This window comes from Streptomyces sp. NPDC051907 (genome assembly GCF_040681075.1).
Classification (GTDB): domain Bacteria; phylum Actinomycetota; class Actinomycetes; order Streptomycetales; family Streptomycetaceae; genus Streptomyces.
In genome coordinates this window covers 62,221-80,858 of the sequence record NZ_JBFAYB010000019.1, presented here as the reverse complement: position 1 = coordinate 80,858, position 18,638 = coordinate 62,221, and the positions used below count along the sequence as shown (strand labels likewise).

General features: G+C 70.4%; 14 protein-coding genes and 1 pseudogene. 5 read left to right on the top strand and 10 right to left on the bottom strand.

Translation table 11 applies throughout. The annotated features are described in order from the left end of the window. Positions 1-45 precede the first annotated feature (45 nt). The 4 genes and pseudogenes from AB0M39_RS13915 to AB0M39_RS13900 all read left to right on the top strand — a co-directional run bounded on the left by AB0M39_RS13915 (position 46) and on the right by AB0M39_RS13900 (position 4,327). Positions 46-312 (top strand): hypothetical protein, encoded by a 267-nt coding sequence (locus tag AB0M39_RS13915; protein ID WP_365363685.1) that lies wholly within the window; start codon positions 46-48, stop codon positions 310-312. Between the two features lie 610 nt (positions 313-922). Continuing rightward, positions 923-1,159 carry a hypothetical protein gene (locus AB0M39_RS13910; RefSeq protein ID WP_365363683.1) on the top strand — a complete coding sequence of 79 codons (237 nt, stop codon included), beginning with the start codon at positions 923-925 and terminating at the stop codon, positions 1,157-1,159. A 589-nt stretch (positions 1,160-1,748) separates the two neighbouring features. Continuing rightward, positions 1,749-3,362 (top strand): annotated as a pseudogene (locus AB0M39_RS13905) (sensor histidine kinase); the annotation flags it as partial. Positions 3,363-3,646: 284 nt separating this feature from the next. Continuing rightward, complete coding sequence (locus tag AB0M39_RS13900) at positions 3,647-4,327, top strand: response regulator (protein ID WP_365363681.1); 681 nt, start codon at positions 3,647-3,649, stop codon at positions 4,325-4,327. Between the two features lie 168 nt (positions 4,328-4,495). On the opposite strand, the gene AB0M39_RS13895 is transcribed toward AB0M39_RS13900, so the two are convergent. From AB0M39_RS13895 to AB0M39_RS13875, 5 genes are all read right to left on the bottom strand, one after another. Then, a complete protein-coding gene (locus AB0M39_RS13895; RefSeq protein WP_365363679.1) occupies positions 4,496-6,121 on the bottom strand; it encodes a cation acetate symporter in 1,626 nt (541 codons plus the stop codon). Next, positions 6,118-6,615: a DUF485 domain-containing protein gene (locus AB0M39_RS13890; protein WP_365363677.1), complete on the bottom strand. Its 498-nt coding sequence runs from the start codon at positions 6,613-6,615 to the stop codon at positions 6,118-6,120. The genes AB0M39_RS13895 and AB0M39_RS13890 overlap by 4 nt, the downstream gene beginning before the upstream one ends. A 318-nt stretch (positions 6,616-6,933) precedes the next feature. Then, positions 6,934-7,608 carry a response regulator transcription factor gene (locus AB0M39_RS13885; RefSeq protein WP_365363675.1) on the bottom strand — a complete coding sequence of 225 codons (675 nt, stop codon included), beginning with the start codon at positions 7,606-7,608 and terminating at the stop codon, positions 6,934-6,936. Then, complete coding sequence (locus AB0M39_RS13880) at positions 7,605-8,765, bottom strand: histidine kinase (protein ID WP_365363673.1); 1,161 nt, start codon at positions 8,763-8,765, stop codon at positions 7,605-7,607. Before AB0M39_RS13880 ends, AB0M39_RS13885 begins: the two co-directional genes overlap by 4 nt. A gap of 123 nt (positions 8,766-8,888) precedes the next feature. Then, positions 8,889-11,006 carry a DNA topoisomerase IV subunit B gene (locus tag AB0M39_RS13875; protein ID WP_365363671.1) on the bottom strand — a complete coding sequence of 706 codons (2,118 nt, stop codon included), beginning with the start codon at positions 11,004-11,006 and terminating at the stop codon, positions 8,889-8,891. Between the two features lie 433 nt (positions 11,007-11,439). Between AB0M39_RS13875 and AB0M39_RS13870 the strand changes: the two genes are divergently transcribed. Continuing rightward, entirely contained in the window at positions 11,440-11,670 is a 231-nt protein-coding gene (locus AB0M39_RS13870) for a hypothetical protein (RefSeq protein ID WP_266536878.1), read from the top strand. 201 nt (positions 11,671-11,871) lie between these two features. Here the strand turns inward: AB0M39_RS13870 and AB0M39_RS13865 are convergent, their stop codons facing one another. The 5 genes from AB0M39_RS13865 to AB0M39_RS13845 form a co-directional block, all read right to left on the bottom strand. Then, a complete protein-coding gene (locus tag AB0M39_RS13865) occupies positions 11,872-12,690 on the bottom strand; it encodes a serine protease (RefSeq protein WP_365363668.1) in 819 nt (272 codons plus the stop codon). A 133-nt stretch (positions 12,691-12,823) separates the two neighbouring features. Continuing rightward, positions 12,824-14,374, bottom strand: a complete 1,551-nt coding sequence (locus AB0M39_RS13860) for an RNA polymerase sigma factor (protein ID WP_365363666.1) — start codon at positions 14,372-14,374, stop codon at positions 12,824-12,826. Between the two features lie 360 nt (positions 14,375-14,734). Then, the gene (locus AB0M39_RS13855) at positions 14,735-15,622 is read right to left on the bottom strand and encodes an FCD domain-containing protein (RefSeq protein WP_365363663.1); all 888 of its coding nucleotides are present in this window, start codon (positions 15,620-15,622) and stop codon (positions 14,735-14,737) included. A 159-nt stretch (positions 15,623-15,781) separates the two neighbouring features. Further along, a complete protein-coding gene (locus AB0M39_RS13850; protein ID WP_365363711.1) occupies positions 15,782-17,692 on the bottom strand; it encodes an ATP-binding cassette domain-containing protein in 1,911 nt (636 codons plus the stop codon). 147 nt (positions 17,693-17,839) lie between these two features. Further along, entirely contained in the window at positions 17,840-18,604 is a 765-nt protein-coding gene (locus AB0M39_RS13845) for an NUDIX domain-containing protein (protein ID WP_365363661.1), read from the bottom strand. Positions 18,605-18,638 lie beyond the last annotated feature (34 nt).

Below are 18,638 nucleotides of genomic sequence, written 5' to 3'. Positions count from 1 at the left end.
CCTTGGGCAGATTTGAGCATCCGTCCCCAGGCCCGGGAGAAACTCATGGCCCGAGGCCAGGTAGGCGACTACTTCGGCGCCGCCAGCGCGGTCTTCTCCGGCTTCGCCTTCCTCACCCTGACCATCGCGCTGCTGTTTCAGTATCAGGAGCTGCGACTGCAACGCGGCGAGCTGGCTGAGCAGCGCGAGGAGCTCACCCAGTCCCGGCAGGAGCTGCACCGCAGCGCAGAGGCGAACATGCGCTCGCTGCACGTCCAGCTCACTCGGGGAACCGCTGCTCGGACGACGAACTCCGTTAGACAGCAAGGATAGGAGGCTGGCGGAACTGATCGATGAGGAGATAAGGAACACCCCGAGCCCGAATCCTCCAGCACAGTGGTGACAAGTGATAAGCGACAAACGGCATGCCCCGCACGGGAGGGCCTGACACTCGCCACCGCCTTCGAAGCGATCTCGGTGGAGATCAACGCCTCGGCAGCCGACGCGATCATCTCTGATCTGACCTGCGGGGTTGCCGTGGCCGCTCCGCCCTTCAGCTGAGGCAGTTCCTCTTAGCCAACGCCCTTTACGGCAATGTCCTGCACGCCTACCGGACGGCTCGACGACCAGGGACGAGATCAGCGTCCATCTCCAAGCGATCTGCCAGAGACCACCCTTCCGCGAGCGCCTGGAAACCACTCAAGATCACCGAGAGAATCTCAAGCAGGAGTTCCAGGAAGCCCAGTTGGGCCGGAAAGTCGACAGAAATCATCGCCAGCATGCCGGGGCGTGGCGAAGGTAGTTCTCCACCGTGAGGTGATCCACACAGAGAAGCGTGGCCGATTTCTTAGGGGGTGGCGGACCCTGTCGACGAGATTCTGGTTACCTGTCCTTCGGATTGTCTGATGGTCCCCTGAACCACAAAACCCTCAGGAAGGCCTCAATGAACATCGTGCGCAGAATCGGCGCTTCTCCACGGGAGAGGGGCAGTCTGTCCGGACAGACCTGTCCGGACATCTTCGAGTTGAGCGACGGAAGTTTCGCCGTCATCGGGAGAGAGGCCACCGCTCTCCTCGAGCGCGAGCTGCCGGCGGACGCCAGACGTGCCGCCTACGAACGGATCGTGGTGATCACTCGCGAGACGCTGATCATGGCGAAGGCAGACATCCCCGACACATAGGAGGCACCCGGCAATGGGGGCGCGGCCCGGTCCTGCGCCGTGCCCCTTCCTCCTCGGCCACGGGAGCCCGGCCAGGGCTGGGGCGAGGGCGAGTCGCCAAACCTCAGCCGTCCGCCGTCTGCCCGCTGGGGCATGGGGGCGCGCCGGCGTCGCTGCGGCAGCCAGAGCGCCTCGTACTGCGGCAGCCGCCCGCGCGCAGACCAGCACCCGGCCGCCGACGGCAGCGCAGCGGGCGTTCCCGAAGCCCGGCTCCGTGCGTCGCAGTCACAGTGCGTGCAGTCGTAGTCGTAGTCGTAGTCGTAGGGTCTCGCGGTACAGCCCAAGCAGGAGGTCCCGGACCCAGCCCTGAGCGTCCGCCTCGTACGACGGCCAGGCGGAGGGCGGGAGTCAAGCCGTCGCGCTCCCGGTCCGCGAGACGGACGTACCGCTGGACCGTGTCCAGGACCCGTTGCACCTCCGTCCCGATCCGCTCCGATCCGCTCCGATCCGTTCCAAGCCCTTGCTGACCTCGCAAACCGTTTTGCGCCCAGGCGGCGACTGCCGGGCAGGCATTTCAGAAAGGGGTCCTCGCCCCTTACCGTTCGTAGGCATGAACCCCGTACCGACCGCCTCCGCCCGGCGACGGCGGTTTGGCTGGCCGCAGCGGGTCTTCTCCCAGGTCCTGCTGATGCAGCTGGCCATCGTCACCGGCGTCACCGTGCTCGCCACCGGCCTCTTCCTCGCCCCGCTGAGCGCACAGCTCGACGACCAGGCGATGCGCCGCGCGCTCGCCATCGCCGAGGCCACCGCGTCGCCGGAGCTCGCCGACGAGGTCACCGGCTCGCGGGCGACGCCCACCGGGCCCGTACAGGCCGAGGCCGAGCGGATACGCCAGGCCACGGGCGCGGAGTACGTCGTCGTCATGGACCAGCTCGGGGTGCGCTGGTCCCACACCTCCCCCGAACTGATCGGGCGGGTCGTCTCCACCGACCCCAGCGAGGCCCTCGCCGGCGAGCACGTGATGGAGATCGACAGCGGCACGCTCGGCCGCTCCGCGCGCGGCAAGGTGCCGCTGCGCGACGACAGCGGCGAGATCGTCGGCGCCGTGTCGGTCGGCATCGAGTACGACAGCGTCCGCGCCAGGCTCCTCTCGGCGATTCCGGGGCTGCTCGCCTACGCCGGCGGAGCCCTGGCAGTCGGCGCGCTGGCCGCGTATCTGATCTCCCGCAGACTCCAGCGGCAGACCCATGACCTGGCCTTCTCCGATATCTCCGCGCTGCTGGTCGAGCGCGAGGCGATGCTGCACGGCATCAGGGAGGGCGTGGTGGCGCTCGACGCGTCCGGCCGGATACGGCTGATGAACGACGAGGCTCAGCGGCTTCTCGGCCTCGGACCCGAGGTGACCGGACAGCCGCTGGACGAGGTGCTGGGCGCCGGCCGCACGACCGATGTGCTGGCGGGCCGGGTCACCGGCGAGGACCTCCTGACCGTACGGGGGAACCGGGTGCTGATCGCCAACCGGATGCCGACGGACGACGGCGGCGCCGTCGCCACCCTGCGCGACCGCACCGAGCTCGAGCAGCTGGGCCGCGAGCTGGACTCCACCCGGGGTCTCATCGACGCCCTGCGCGCGCAGGACCACGAGCACGCCAACCGGCTCCACACCCTGCTGGGACTGCTCGAGCTGGAGATGCACGAGGAGGCGGTGGAGTTCGTCACCGAGGTGGTCGGGGTCCACCGGGCCACCGCCGAACAGGTCACCGAGAAGATCCACGATCCGCTGCTGGCGGCGCTCCTCGTGGGCAAGGCGACCGTGGCGGCGGAGCGCGGCGTCTCGCTGCGCATCGCGCCCGGCACGCATCTGCCGGACAGGCTGATCGACCCGCGCGGCCTGGTGACGGTCGTCGGGAACCTCGTGGACAACGCGCTGGACGCGTCCACCGGCTCACCGGACGCGCGGATCGACATCGAACTGCGCGCGGAGGGCCGGACGGCGGTGCTGCGGATCGCGGACAGCGGGCCCGGGGTCCCGCCCGAGCAGCGCGAGTTGATCTTCACGGAGGGCTGGTCCACCAAGGAGCTGCCGGCGCACGGCAAGCGCGGCCTGGGGCTGGCGCTGGTGCGCAGGCTCGCGGAACGCCAAGGCGGCAGCGCACGAGTGCGCGAGGCGCCGGGCGGCGGCGCCGAGTTCACCGTCGTCCTCCCCGAGGCGCTGACCGAGCCCGGCGTCACCGAGCCTGGAGCCACGGAGCCTGGAGCCACGGAGCCTGGAGCCACGGAGCCTGGAGTCACGGAGCCTGGAGTCACGGAGTACGGCGCTATGGAGCCCGGCCTCGCGGAGTCCGGCCTCGCGGAGTCCGGCCTCGCGGAGTCCGGCCCTACGGGGTCGGAGCCGGCCGGGCTACGGGGCTCGGCTCATGGCCTGACCGGCTCGCGGCCGCCGACCGGCTCGGAAGGGACGGACCCGGGGCTCGCCGGCCCCGGGCTGACCGCCTCGGGAGACGCCCGATGATCGACGTACTCGTCGTGGACGACGACGTGCGGGTCGCGCAGATCAACGCGGCGTACGTCTCCAAGGTGCCCGGCTTCCAGGTCGCCGCCACGGCGCACTCGGCCGCCGAGGCGCTGCAGCGGATCGCCGAGCGCCCGGTCGATCTGATCCTCCTCGATCACTATCTGCCGGACGAGAACGGGCTGGCGGTGGTCCGTGAGCTGCGCAGGCTCGGCTGCCAGACCGACGTGATCATGGTGACCGCGGCGCGGGACGTGGCCACCGTCCAAGCGGCCATGCGCCATGGCGCGCTCCAGTATCTGGTGAAGCCGTTCAACTTCGCCGGGCTGCGGGCCAAGTTGGAGGCCTACGCCGAGCTGCGCCGCACCCTCGACAGCGGCGGCGAGGCCGAGCAGGCCGAGGTGGACCGCATCTTCGGAGCCCTGTCGGCCGGCTCGGTCGCCCCCGAACTCCCCAAGGGCCACTCCCCCACCACCGCGGAGCTCGTACGCCAGGTCCTGCTGGCCGCTGAGGGCCCGCTCTCCACCCAGGAGATCGCCGACCGCGCGGGCGTGAGCCGCCAGACGGCACAGCGCTACCTGAAGCTGCTGGAGCGGGCGAGCCGCGTCCGTCTGAGCCTGAAGTACGGCGAGACGGGCCGCCCGGAGCACCGTTACCTCTGGGCGACGAACGCATGACACCACAGCACGGCTCTCCCCGCGGAGCACGGCACTGCTCTCCCTGCACGTCCCGCGCCTGAGCACGAAGCGTCACCCCGCGCGTCCCACGCCTGAGGACGACGACGGACCCAGGCGCGGCCGCCGCCCAGACGGCGCGCACCGACGCGAGGGGCCCGGCAGGCTCCCTCAGACCGCTCCCGCCCCCGTCAGCGCCCGTACCTCCGTCTCGGCGTGCTTCGCCTCGTCCGCCGGCTCCGCGGACAGGACCGTGCCGACCCATCCCGCCAGGAACCCGAGCGGGATGGAGACCAGCCCCGGGTTCTGCAGCGGGAAGACATGGAAGTCCACCCCCGGAAAGAGCGCCTCCGGGCTGCCCGAGACCACGGGTGAGAGCACCACAAGCAGCACAGCCGGGATCAACCCTCCGTACACCGACCAGACCGCGCCGCGGGTCGTGAAGTTCCGCCAGAACAGGGAGTACAGCAGGACCGGCAGATTGGAGGAGGCCGCGACCGCGAACGCCAGGCCGACCAGGAACGCGACGTTCAGATCCCGCGCGAGCAGCCCGAGCGCGATCGCTGCTGCCCCGATCCCGATGGCGGCGACCCGTGCGACGGCCACCTCGCTGCGCTGCGCGTGGCGGCCGCGCCTGCCCGGCGAGGCTCCCGGCGGACGCCGTCGCCGCAGCGAGGCGTACAGGTCGTGCGCCACGGACGCGGACGAGGCCAGGGTGATGCCCGCGACGACGGCGAGGATGGTCGCGAAGGCGACCGCGGCGACGATCGCGAACAAAACCGTTCCTCCGGTGGAGCCGGCGCCTCCGCCGAGGTCCAGCGCGAGCAGCGGGACCGCGGTGTTCCCGGCGGCGCTCGACTTCCGTACCTCGTCCGTCCCGACCACGGCGGCGGCGCCGAAGCCGAGCACGATCGTCATCAGATAGAAGCTGCCGATGAGACCGATCGACCAGACGACCGAGCGGCGGGCGGCCCGCGCGGTCGGCACGGTGTAGAAGCGCGACAGGATGTGCGGCAGTCCTGCCGTGCCCAGCACCAGCGCCAGGCCGAGGCTGATGAAGTCGAGTCGGGCCGTCCAGTCCCCGCCGTACCGGAGGCCGGGCGAGAGGAACTCCCTGCCGTGGCCGCTGCGTTCGGCGGCGGAGTTGAGCAGCTGGTTGAAGTCGCCGTGGAAGCGGGCCAGCACGAGCACGGTCATCATGATCGCGCCCGCCATCAGCAGCACTGCCTTCACGATCTGGATCCAGGTGGTGGCTCGCATCCCTCCCATCGACACATAGACGACCATCAGAGCGCCGACGCCGATGACGGTCCACGAGCGCGCGGCTTCGCTCGTGCCGCCGAGGAGCAGGGCGACCAGGCTTCCGGCTCCCACCATCTGCGCGACTAGATAGAGAACGGACACAGCGACCGAGGAAGTTCCCGCCGCGATGCGAACGGGGCGTTCTTTCATCCTTGAGGCGACCACGTCCGCGAGGGTGAACCGTCCGCAGTTGCGCACGAGTTCGGCGACGAGGAAGAGGACGACCAGCCAGGCCACCAGGAAGCCGACGGAGTAGAGCATTCCGTCGTAGCCGTACAACGCGATCAGCCCCGAGATGCCCAGGAAGGACGCGGCGGACATGTAGTCGCCGGCGATGGCGAAACCGTTCTCCATGGGGGAGAACAGCCGCCCGCCCGCGTAGAACTCCTCCGCGGAGCCATGGCGGTTGCGGCTCACCCATGTCGTGATGCCGAGGGTGACCGCGATGAAGGCGCTGAACAGCAGCAGCGCCAGAGTCTGATGGTCGCCGCTCACTTGCCGGTCCCCCGTGTCATCTCCTGGGCCCTCTTCTGCTCGAAGACCGTCCATCGCAGATCGAGTGCCGCCTGGTCCCGCCGCAGCCTCGCATGACGGGCATACGCCCAGGTCAGCAGGAAGGTGGTGAGGAACTGCCCGAGCCCCGCCACCATCGCCACGTTCACCGCGCCGACGACGGGCCTGGCCATCAGGCCGGGTGCGGCGGTCGCCGCGACGACATAGGCCAAGTACCAGGCCAGGAAGACGAGAACGCCTGGAACGACGAACCTCCGGTAGCGGCTGCGCACCTCCTGAAAGGCCGGGCTGCGCTGCATCTCCAGATAGATGTCGGCCACTCGCGGACCTGCCGCCTCCCGGTCCACAGGGGCGGCGGGCGCGGCAGGAGCGGGAGCGCCTGTGCCGTCCAACTCGCCCCACCCGGAGGCCAGCGCGTCGTACCAAGGGTCGTCGAGCCGCGCGGCCGGGGCGTCCTGCCCTTCCTGCTTCTCCACCGATCAGCTCTCCTTGTCAGCGAACCGTTTCAGCCCGCCGCCCAAGAATGGACAGAGCAGTAAGATCCCGGACTCTTCTCCCACCGGACTTCACCCCATTAGGTGAAGTCCGCTAGGTGAAGTCCCCATGTGTCGTGGTTTCCTGAGGCGAACTCCGCCGTCGGGGCCGAACCGGCGCGGGAAAGATCCGACGCCGAACCGGCGCGGGAAGGATCCGGGAGGGCAGGCGGGGTCCGGGAGGGCAGGAAGGGGCAGGAAAGCCCCAGACGTCGACGGGCGTCGGTCCCCCGGGCGAGCGCACAGCGTCGCCGACCGCAGTCAGGCGCCCCTCGCGCCGGGAGGCTGCGCCAGCCCCTCCCGGTAGGCGTACCGCACGGCTTGGGCGCGGTCGTGGAGACCCGCCTTCGTGAAGAGGTTGTTGATGTGCGTCTTCACGGTGGCGACGGAGATGTGCAGCCGGCGCGCGATCTCCAAATTGGTGAGCCCCTCCGCGATCAGCGCCAGCACCTCGCCCTCACGGGCGGTCAGTCCGTCGGGCAGCCTCGGCCCGGACGGCTCGGGCTGCGCGGTGAGCTCATCGAGCAGCCGCTGCTGTACGACGGGCGAGAGCCCGGCCCGCCCGGCGAGCACGTCCTGGATCGCCCGTACGATCTCGTCGCCGTCGGCGTCCTTGGTGAGATACCCCCGGGCGCCCGCCCGCAGCGCGGGGAACAGCGAGTCGTCGTCGGCGTAGGTGGTGAGCACGACGATCTGCGTGCCGGGGTGCTCGCTGCGGATACGGCGGGTCGCCTCCACGCCGTCGCACCGGGGCATCCGCAGGTCCATCAGGACGACGTCCGGCGCGAGTTCGGCGACGAGGGCGACCGCTTCCTCGCCGTCTTTCGCCGATCCGACGACCTCGATGCCGGGCAGCAGCCCCAGCAGCATCACGATGCCCTCGCGCACCACGGACTGGTCGTCGGCGACGACCACTCTGGCGTTCCGCTCGGTCATGCCGGCACCCGCAGCCGCACCACGAAGCCCCCTCCCTCCGGTCCCGCCTCCAGGGCGCCGCCGAGCAGTTCGGCCCGCTCGCGCATCCCCAGCAGACCGTACCCGGAGCCGGACGCTCCGAGCTCATCGGCCTTCGCTGTCGACCCCGAGTCCCGTACTTCCAGGACCACTTCGTCCTCCTCATAGGCGAGCAGCATGGCGACCGCGGCCCCCGGTGCGTGCTTGCGCGCGTTCGTCAGGGCTTCCTGCGCCACCCTCCGTACCGCCTGCGAGGACTCGGCGCTGAGCCGCCGCCGCACTCCCGTCACCTCGGTCCGGGCGCCGTCCGCGACGGCGAGTTCGCGAAGGTAGTCCTCGACGGGGACCATCTCGCCGCGCAGCGCGGAGAGCGCCTGCCGGGTCTCGGCGAGGCCCTCCCGGGCCATGCCCCGTGCCGCCACGACCCGTTCCAGGATCTGTTCGCGGAAGGGCCCTTCCGGGCCGCGCTCGATCTGCAGCCTGGCCGCCTCCAGATGCACGAGCTGCGCGGAGAGACTGTGTGCGAGAACGTCGTGGATCTCCCGTGCGATCCGCGCCCGTTCGGCGAGCGCGGCCGAGGTGGCCTCGGCCTCCCGGGCCGCCCGCTCCTGGGCGAGCAACTGGAATCCGGCGCCCCGCGCCTGGGCGTCCAGGCGCAGCGAATACCCGCCGAGCAGCACCGCGGCCACGGAGACGACGGCCCCGAACTCGCTGTCGTCGATCCGCGCGAAGCCGATGGACGCCGCCCCGACCGTCCCCAGGCCCGCGGCGAGCGGAAGGCGCTCCATCGCCATGATGGAGAGGGTGATCCCCAGCACCGTGGCGGGCACCAGGGCCCCTGCGGCGTACGCACCGGCTCCGACGGCCGCTATGGAGACGACCAGAGCGAGCGAGGGCAGCAGGCGGTTGCGCAACGTCATACGGTGGAAGGCGAGAACGGCCGCCGCGCACCAGAGCAGGCCCAGCGCCGGGAGCACCGCCCGCCAGCCGTGAAACGCTCCGGATGTGTACGCGCTGGAGACGGCCCAGGCCGACAGGGCGGCCATCATGGCGATGTCGAGGGCGATACGGCTGCGCGGCACCCCGATCCGGGACAGCGCCTCCCGCGTGGGCCAGGCGGTCCACTTGCTGCTGAGCACGGGCTCCTCCTCCGTCGCGCTCGATGCTACGGAGGAGGAGCCCGCCCGGGATCGGGTCAGGGGTGGAGACGCCGGCTCCACCCCCGGGTGGGCGGGGCCGGTCTCACCGGCGTCGATCCGGTGTCAGGCGTCGATCCGCGAGCGGTCCAGGGTGGCCGCGGAGCTGGTGATGAACTCCTTGCGGGGAGCGACCTCGTTGCCCATCAGCAGGTCGAAGACCTGCTCGGAGGACTCGAGGTCCCCGATGTTGATCCGGCGCAGGGTGCGGTGGCGCGGGTCCATCGTGGTCTCCGCGAGCTGGTCGGCGTCCATCTCGCCCAGACCCTTGTAGCGCTGGATGGAGTCCTTGAAGCGGACGCCCTTGCGCTGGAACTCCAGCAGCGTCTGCCGCAGTTCGCTGTCGGAGTACGTGTACACGTACTTGTCCTGGCCGCGCTTGGGCTGGATCAGCTCGACGCGGTGGAGCGGCGGCACGGCGGCGAAGACGCGGCCCGCCTCCACCATCGGCCGCATATAGCGCTGGAAGAGCGTGAGCAGCAGACAGCGGATGTGGGCGCCGTCGACGTCGGCGTCGACCAGCAGCACGATCTTGCCGTACCGCGCCGCGTCGATGTCGAAGGTCCGGCCGGACCCGGCTCCTATGACCTGGATGATTGCGCCGCACTCGGCGTTCTTCAGCATGTCGGAGACGGACGACTTCTGGACGTTGAGGATCTTGCCCCGGATCGGGAGCAGCGCCTGGAACTCGCTGTTGCGCGCGAGCTTGGCGGTGCCGAGCGCGGAGTCTCCCTCGACGATGAAGAGCTCGCTGCGCTCCACGTCGTCGCTGCGGCAGTCGGCGAGCTTCGCCGGCAGCGAGGAGGTCTCCAGGGCGGTCTTACGGCGCTGCGCCTCCTTGTGCTGCCGGGCCGCGATGCGGGTGCGGGCGGCGGCGACGGCCTTCTCCAGGACCGCGCGGGCCTGCGCCTTGGCGTCCCGCTTGGTGGAGGTCAAGAACGCCTTGAGCTCCTTGGCCACGACGTTGGCCACGATCCTGTTGGCCGCCGAGGTGCCCAGCACCTCCTTGGTCTGGCCCTCGAACTGCGGCTCGGCGAGCCGGACGGTCACGACCGCGGTGAGGCCCTCCAGGGCGTCGTCCTTGACGATGTCGTCCTCGGCGACGCGCAGCAGCTTGGCGGAGCGCAGCACCTCGTTCATCGTCTTGGTGACGGAGCGCTCGAAGCCCGTCACATGGGTGCCGCCCTTGGGGGTGGCGATGATGTTGACGAAGGACTTGACGTTCGTCTCGTACCCCGTGCCCCAGCGCAGGGCGATGTCGACGCCGAGCTCGCGGGTGACCTCGGTGGGCGTCATGTGGCCGCGGTCGTCCAGGACGGGGACGGTCTCCTTGAAGCTGCCCTGTCCGGTCAGCCGCAGCACGTCGCAGACCGGCTTGTCCTGTGCGAGGTACTCGCAGAACTCGCTGATGCCCCCGTCGAAGCGGAAGATCTCCTCGCTCTTGCCCTCGCCGGCGAGATCGCGCTCGTCGCGGACCACGATGGTCAGGCCGGGCACCAGGAACGCGGTCTGGCGGGCGCGCTGGTGCAGGTGCTCCAGGGAGAGCTTGGCGTCCTTGAGGAAGATCTGGCGGTCCGCCCAGTACCGCACGCGGGTGCCGGTGCGGTTCTTGGGCACGCGCTTGCCCTTGAGCAGCCCGTTCGCGGGGTCGAAGGGCGCGTCGGGACCGGACTCGGTGAAGATCCCGGGGACGCCGCGACGGAAGCTGATCAGGTTCGTGGCGCCGTTGCGGTCCACCTCGACGTCCAGACGGGCGGAGAGGGCGTTGACCACGGAGGCGCCCACGCCGTGCAGACCGCCGGAGGCGGCGTACGAGCCGCCGCCGAACTTTCCGCCGGCGTGCAGCTTGGTCATGACGACCTCGACGCCGGACAGGCCGGTCTTGGGCTCGACGTCGACCGGGATGCCCCGGCCGTTGTCCTTGACCTCGACGGAGCTGTCCTCGTGGAGGACGACCTCGATGTGGTCGCAGTGGCCGCCGAGGGCTTCGTCGACGGAGTTGTCGATGATCTCCCAGAGGCAGTGCATCAGGCCGCGGCTGTCAGTGGACCCGATGTACATGCCAGGGCGCTTGCGGACGGCCTCGAGCCCCTCGAGGACGAGCAGGTGCCGCGCGGTGTAGTTGGAGCCGTCACGGTCTGCGGTCAGCAGCGCAGTGGACGGCACGGACGTTTCGGCGGTCACGCGGTTCGCTCCTCGCTGAATTTCAAATGTGGCCCAGGGGGGTAAAGGCCCGGCGTCGGTCTCCGGTCAGAGGGTACCGAGGCCTGGTAGAGCCGATGTAACGCCACCCTCGTGATTTCTCATGCTAGTCCACGGTCGCATGCGTGTTCGATCCCTCGTTGGAGTGACGTGCACATCACGTTCCCTTCGAGGCATGAACCATTTAGGCTCCGGGCACGTCCTCATCAACAACCGGCAACCCAGCCGGGAGGGCCAAACGAGACAAGCAACGCGAAATCCGTAGAGCGAAGCAATACGGCTCATTCGCCGCCAACCGGCAGCAGACAGCCACCTCGAGAAGAAGTTTCGAGGAAAAGCCACGAGCGGGAACGTTTTCGGCCTGGTTGGATGTTGACCCTGGTACGACAGCTCGTCGAGCTAGAGAAGAGGCGACGTGACTACTGTTCTGACACCTGCGAGCCCGCTGACGGCCGCTGACCGCTGCGACCGCTGCGGCGCCCAGGCATATCTGCGCGTCGTCCTGACCAGCGGTGGCGAGCTGCTCTTCTGTGCCCATCACGGGCGCAAGTTCGAGCCGGAACTCAAGAAGATCGCCGCGGAAATACAGGATGAGACCGACCGACTCACGGCCGTACCGGCCAGCGTCGGCGAAGAGGACCGCTGATCGGCAGACACCTCGCATCCACGACGAGCCAAGGGCCGGTCTCGGACCGGCCGACGGGCGACCGCCTCTGGACACCAGGGGCGGTCGCCCGTTCTCGTACGGTCACCGCCGCTGCGGCGGCCCCCTGGCCGCTCACAGCGCGCCTGCACCGGCCTGCGAGCGATCACAGGCCCCCCAGCGGCCCCGGCCGGCGTCCACGGTCTACGACGACGGGACCACCGCCGAGATCCGCGTGTACACCCCGGGGCTCTCCGCCTCCCCGCAGCCGCTGCCCCAGGAGACCAGGCCGATGAGCCGCCCACGGGCCACCAGCGGCCCTCCGCTGTCTCCCTGGCAGGCGTCGCGCCCGCCGCGGGAGTCTCCCGCGCAGAGCATCGTGGACGCCAGGTACCGCCCGCCCAGACCGCCTGGGTAGGCCTGGGCGCACGCCGCGTCCGGCAACACCGTCACCGGGGCGGCATGCAGCGCGGACGCGTAGCTTCCGTTCCCCGTGGTGTCGCCCCACCCGTAGACGGTGGCGCTCGTCCCGGGCTCGTAGGCCGGGTCGCCGGGGCCCGCCATAGGGATCACCTGGGAGGCGGGCAGCTCCTCGGCGAGCGTCAGCACGGCCATGTCGGAGCTGTTGGTCATCGGGTTGTACGCCGGGCTGACCTGGGCCTCGCGCACCAGGACCTCCCGGCCTCCACTGCCGACCAGCGCCGAGCGCCCTGTGATCACCGTCAGATCGCGCACCTCGCTGACGTCCTTGCCGAGCACGACCCGGCTCAGACAGTGGGCGGCCGTCATCACCTGTGTGCGCGACACCAGCACGCCGCCGCAGAACTGACCGGCCCGCGTACCTCCGAACCGGTCACGGCTGGACAGCGCGACGACCCATGGGCTCTCCTCGACCTGTACGGCATAGCCGCCCACCACCACGCTGTCGGCGGCTGCGAACGGGGGCGACGTCAACGGGGCCACGACAGCCACGGTGACCAGGGCCAGCGCCCCGGTCAGGGCTCGGGCAAGGGGACGACGCATACGGCCTCCTGACTCTGCGTGGAATGGAGTCCACCCAGAGTCAGCCAGCAGGCCTCGCCTCGCACCTGCGCGCACGCGAAGGGCCCGGTCCCCCCGAGGGGATCCGGGCCCTTCGCCGGCGTGTGGACGCGACCTAGTCCAGGTAGTCGCGCAGCACCTGCGAACGCGACGGGTGCCGCAGCTTCGACATCGTCTTGGACTCGATCTGACGGATGCGCTCACGCGTCACGCCATAGACCTTGCCGATCTCGTCCAGGGTCTTCGGCTGGCCGTCCGTGAGACCGAAGCGCATGGAGACCACGCCCGCCTCACGCTCGGACAGGGTGTCGAGAACGGAGTGCAGCTGCTCCTGCAGGAGCGTGAAGCTGACCGCGTCGGCCGGGACGACCGCCTCGGAGTCCTCGATCAGGTCGCCGAACTCGCTGTCGCCGTCCTCGCCCAGCGGGGTGTGCAGCGAAATCGGCTCGCGGCCGTACTTCTGGACCTCGATGACCTTCTCGGGGGTCATGTCGAGTTCCTTCGCCAGCTCCTCCGGGGTGGGCTCACGGCCCAGGTCCTGGAGCATCTGGCGCTGCACGCGCGCGAGCTTGTTGATGACCTCGACCATGTGCACCGGGATACGGATGGTGCGGGCCTGGTCGGCCATGGCGCGGGTGATTGCCTGACGGATCCACCAGGTGGCGTACGTGGAGAACTTGTAGCCCTTGGTGTAGTCGAACTTCTCGACCGCGCGGATCAGACCGAGGTTGCCCTCCTGGATCAGGTCCAGGAAGAGCATGCCGCGACCGGTGTAGCGCTTGGCCAGGGAGACCACCAGACGGAGGTTGGCCTCCAGCAGGTGGTTCTTGGCGCGCCGGCCGTCCTCGGCGATGATCTCCAGCTCGCGCTTGAGCTTGGGAGCGAGCTTGTCGGAGTTGGCCAGCTTGTCCTCGGCGAACAGACCGGCCTCGATGCGCTTGGCGAGCTCGACCTCCTGCTCGGCGTTGAGGAGGGGGACCTTGCCGATCTGCTTGAGGTAGTCCTTGACCGGGTCAGCGGTGGCGCCGGCGACGGCGACCTGCTGCGCGGGCGCGTCGTCCTCGTCGTCGTCGGAGAGGACGAAGCCCTTGTTCTCGCCCTCGGCCTCTTCCTCGTCGCCCTTGCCGGGCTGGACCTCGTCGAGCAGCTCCTCGCCCTCGACGGCCTCGTCGTCCTTCTTGCCCGCGGTCTTCTTCGCCGCGGTCTTCTTGGCGGCGGTCTTCTTCGCCACCGTCTTCTTGGCCACCGTCTTCTTGGCGGCCGTCTTCTTGGCAGGCGCGTTCGCCGATGCCTCGTCGGCCGGGACGTCGACGGTCTCGGCCGTCGACGCCGCGCTGGCCGCGACGGTCTTCGCCGTGGCGGTCTTGGCCGCTACGGTCTTGGTGGCGGTGCGCTTTGCCGGGCTCTTCGCAGCGACGCTCTTGCGGGCGCGCTTCGGCGACTCCGCGGCACTGACCATCAGCGTCACACCCTCTTCCTCGAGGATCTGGTTGAGGCTGCGCAGAACATTCTTCCACTGGGTTGGCGGAATCTGGTCAGCCTCGAAGGCCCGACGCACGTCATCGCCGGCGATCTGCCCATCAGCCTTTCCCCGCTCGATGAGCGCCATCACAGACTCGGACTCGGCGATCTCCGGCGGGAGCGTACGGGATGTGCTGGCCGACACGAACAACCTCTCGGAACGATGGAAAACGGCTTCCGGCCCCGCCCAGGATCGGGCTGGAGCCGACGACCACCAGGCTGCGGATGTGCCGGTGGCGCGGGGTGGACCTCGGAGCTGCAACAGCGCGCTGAACGGCTGCTGTATTCCCTCCTCGGCAGTCACCTCTTAGGTCATCGCACGGTTTCGAGGAGTGTTACGCCCAATCTACGTGGCCCGGGTCACATCCCATGTGCGACGAATCGGTCAGAGGGGGCTTTCATCGCATTTTGCAGCCTGCCGGATGCCCCGACCGAGCCGCCGGATCCCATGGAATCCGGCGGCACTCGATGCGTACGCCCTGGGCACTCCCGACCGCCGGGGCGGTCAGTGCTCGCGGGGCGCGGGCACGACCCGCTCCACCTCCGGGTGAACGGTGAGCAGTTGACGCATGGCCGACTCGGCGGCGTGCGCGTCGCCGGCGGCGAGGGCGTCCACGATGCGCGCGTGGTGGGTGAGCGAGACCTCGGTGGGGCGGTCACAGCCGGTGACCGGACCGCCGGAGACCTGGAGGGCGGCGGAGACGATGCCCGAGAGGTGCTCGAGCATGCGGTTGCCGGCGAGCTGGATGAGCAGGGAGTGGAACTCCGCGTCGGCTCGGGAGAACGTGATCCCGTCGCCCTGAGTGAGGGCGTGGCTCATGATCTCGACCATGTCGGTGAGCCGCTGCTGGATGTCGTCACGGCCGTGGCCCGCGGCGAGGCGCGCCGCGAGCGGCTCGATGGTCCACCGCAGCTCGCTCAGCTCCCGACGCTGATCGTCGCGCTGCGGGCCGAAGGCGCGCCACTCGATGATGTCGGGGTCCAGCAGGTTCCAGTCGCTGACCGGGCGGACGCGGGTTCCGACGTTGGGGCGCGCGCTGACCAGACCCTTGGCCTCGAGGACGCGCAGGGACTCCCGTACGACGGTACGGGAGACCTCGAAGCGCTGACCGATCTCCTCGGGGACCAGCGGGCGGTCGGCGCCGAGGTCCCCGGAGACGATCATCTGGCCGAGCTGCTGGACGAGTTGGCCGTGCAGTCCGCGGCCCCGGCTGCCTGCCGCACGGCGGCCCACCCGGCCCAACTCGGCGTCGGAGCCGTCCCACGAGGGAGGGCTCACGCGGTCGACGCCGGGCGACTCCGCGTAGGGGTATCGATCGAGTTCGCCCGGGCCCGCGAGAGCAGAGTCGGCGGGGCGGGCGGCGGTCATCATGGTGTGCGCAAGGGTACTCACGCATCCTTTGTCGGCGTGGCTCCGGCGGCCCTTGAGGTCTTTGGTGAAAAGCACACGAAAGGGTGATCGGCGCTCTCCCCTCAATTGACGACTTATCGTAAAGAAACGGGCGACTTCAAGGAAGTTATGGCCAGTTCGCCGGGTCCTGGTCGCCCTTGCTCACCAGCGCGCCCTGCGGCGAAGGTCCGTGAACAGATATGCGCAGATCAGGGCTGAGAGCGACAACGCCAGTGCTGCGCCGACGGGTTGGACGACCAGGCGCACGGCCCCCATCAGCCAGGGATCGACCTGCCGCGGCAGCTGTACGCCGGCCAGCTCGCGCAGCCGGTCGGGCAGTCCGGTGATCGAACGAACCGAGGGAACGATGATCGCCTTCTGCACGAGCGGCGCGATCAGAACCGGTACGGCCAGAACGGCGGCCACTCCCGCGGCCGTGGCCCGGAAGACCCCCGCGGCAAGCAGTCCGGCCCAGGCGCAGCCGACCGCGAGCCCGCTCCAACTGGCCGCCATGACGGGCCAGTTCCGGGGGGCCGGAGTCAGATCGGCTCCATAGACGAGGCGCAGCGCTTGGGCGTCCGCTGCTACGACGAGGAGGGCGAGCAGCAGCGCGGCCGTCGCGGTCACGGCGAGCTTGGCGAGGAGGAGGCCCAGCCTGCGGGGGACGGTGCCGCGGGCGGCGGCGAGCGCGGGGAAGCGGTGCTCCTCGCCGAAGGAGAGCGCGCCGAGCAGCCCGGCCCCGAAGGCGGCGGGCGGGAGGGGGAGGATGCCGGGCCAAGCGGCGAGGACGGCGGGGAGCGGGGTGCCTCCGGTGCGGGCGAGCAGGAGGCACAGGGCGACGGAGACGGCGATCACGGCGACGGCGATCAGCGGGGCGGTACGGACGCCGAGGAGGCGGCGCACCTCATAGCGCAGCGGCCGCAGGGGGCTGCGTACGGGCCGGAGAGGCGTCGCGGGCAGCTCCATGCCGGTCTGGTGCTCGTCGGGCGCGAGAGACCGACTGGCGGCGTCGGGGGTGAGTCTCGACGACGGCACGGATGCGGTCGGTGAGGTCGCTGCGGCTGGTGTGGCCCATGAGTCTGAGGGATCTGAGGGGGCTTCTGCACCCAGAAGGTTCGATGGGCCTGACGCGTCTGCTGAGGCTCTTGGGGCTCCTGGGATGGACTTCGCCTCTGGCGCCGTCGGACGCGAGGGGGCGGGGCCTGCGTCGCCCACCTCGTCGCTGAGCCGGTGGACGAGGACACGGTGACGGAAGGCCGTCTCGCCGATCTCGGCGCAGGTGCTGCCGTAGACGGAGAGCAGGGTCCCCTCCTCGGCGACGACCTCGACGGAGCGCTGGGCGGCTCGCGCCTCGCGGCTGACCACGTCGGCGAGGCGGGCCGCGTGCGGGGTGCGGACCACCACGCGCGGGCGGAGCCTGGTGCGGGAGAAGGCGGCGACGTCCTGGTCCGCGACGAGCTGCCCGCCGTCGATGGTGACCACACGGTCGGAGGCGCTCGCGGCCTCCTTGGGGTCCTCGGTGGCGTACAGCACGGTTCCGCCGCGCTCGGCGTGCGACCGCAGAAGTCCGTGCAGCCAGCCGCGCTCGCGCGACGAGAGGCCGCTGGACGGCTCGTCGAGGAGGAGCGTCTGCGGGTCGCCGAGCAGCGCGGACGCGATGCCGACCCTGCGGTCCATGCCCAGCGAGAGCGCGCCCAGCCGCTGATGGGCGAGGGCCGCGAGCCCGACCTCGACGATCACCTCGTCAGCCCGCGAGGCGGGCGTCCCGGCGGCCGCGCAGAGCATGCGCAGCTGGCTGCGGACGGTCCGCGCGGGATGGCCCGGCACGTCGCCGAGGAGCGCCCCGACCTCTCGGGCGGGGTGGGCGATGCGGTGGAGGGGGAGTCCGCGGAAGTACGTCACGCCCCGGCCGGGCTCCAGTTCGAGCATGAGGCGCAGCGCCGTCGTCTTGCCGGCGCCCGCCGCGCCGAGAAGGGCCGTGACAGAGCCGGGCTCGGCCTCGAAGGTGAGATCGTCGACGGCGGGCGGGGAGCCTCGGCGGCGGGTGCTGGTGAGTCCGATGGCCTGGAGCATCGCTTCTCTCACAGAAGAGCGGAAGGTGAGGACCGCTCGGCGGCAGAGCTGGCTACCGCAGAAAGATAACGCGACATTTCTGACTTTTCGCGCAGCGGGGCGAGACCCGCGGGTGTCAGGCGCCGACCGACACCCGGGCGGCCCCGGTCAGACCTCTGGGCGCAGCATCGGCGGGTTGAGCACGGTGGCGCCGCCCGCTCTGAAGAGCTGGGCGGGACGCCCGCCCTGACGGGTCGTCGTCCCCCCGGCGGGAACCAGGAAGCCCGGCGTGCCCGTCACCTTGCGGTGGAAGTTCCGGGGGTCGAGGGCGACGCCCCACACCGCCTCGTAGACCCGCCGCAGCTCGCCGACCGTGAACTCCGGCGGGCAGAACGCGGTCGCCAGCGAGGAGTACTCGATCTTGGAGCGCGCCCGCTCCACCCCGTCCGCCAGGATCCGCGCGTGGTCGAACGCCAGGGGCGCGGGAGGCTCGCCCTCGCGCGCGAACCCGCTCTCCTGCCCCAGCAGGTCCTCGACCGGCGCCCAGCGCGCGCTGTTGGCGTCGCCGCCGGCGCGGGGTGCGGGCAGATCGGGGGCGAGCACCAGGTGAGCGACGCTGACGACCCGCATACGGGGGTCGCGCTTGGGGTCGCCGTACGTCGCGAGCTGCTCCAGATGCGCGCCGTTCCCGGGGGCCGGGGACGCGGGGTCGTGCGCGCACAGCCCCGTCTCCTCGGCCAGCTCCCGAGCTGCCGCCGCGGCCAGGTCCTCGTCGCCTCTGACGAACCCCCCGGGCAGCGCCCACCGTCCCTGGAACGGCTGCTCGCCGCGGCGTACGACCAGCGCGCAGAGCGCGTGGCGGCGCACGGTGAGCACGACCAGATCGACGGTGACGGCGAAGGGCGGAAAGGCCGACGGGTCGTAGGGCGACATGCCGTGATCATAGTCGTCTGCCTGACGATAAACA

Bases quoted from the DNA above. Each gene is read 5' to 3' on its own strand.
- AB0M39_RS13915 (WP_365363685.1), top strand. From the start codon at position 46: ATGGCCCGAGGCCAGGTAGGCGACTACTTCGGCGCCGCCAGCGCGGTC.
- AB0M39_RS13910 (WP_365363683.1), top strand. From the start codon at position 923: ATGAACATCGTGCGCAGAATCGGCGCTTCTCCACGGGAGAGGGGCAGT.
- AB0M39_RS13900 (WP_365363681.1), top strand. From the start codon at position 3,647: ATGATCGACGTACTCGTCGTGGACGACGACGTGCGGGTCGCGCAGATC.
- AB0M39_RS13885 (WP_365363675.1), bottom strand. From the start codon at position 7,608: ATGACCGAGCGGAACGCCAGAGTGGTCGTCGCCGACGACCAGTCCGTG.
- AB0M39_RS13865 (WP_365363668.1), bottom strand. From the start codon at position 12,690: ATGCGTCGTCCCCTTGCCCGAGCCCTGACCGGGGCGCTGGCCCTGGTC.
- AB0M39_RS13850 (WP_365363711.1), bottom strand. From the start codon at position 17,692: ATGCTCCAGGCCATCGGACTCACCAGCACCCGCCGCCGAGGCTCCCCG.
- AB0M39_RS13845 (WP_365363661.1), bottom strand. From the start codon at position 18,604: ATGTCGCCCTACGACCCGTCGGCCTTTCCGCCCTTCGCCGTCACCGTC.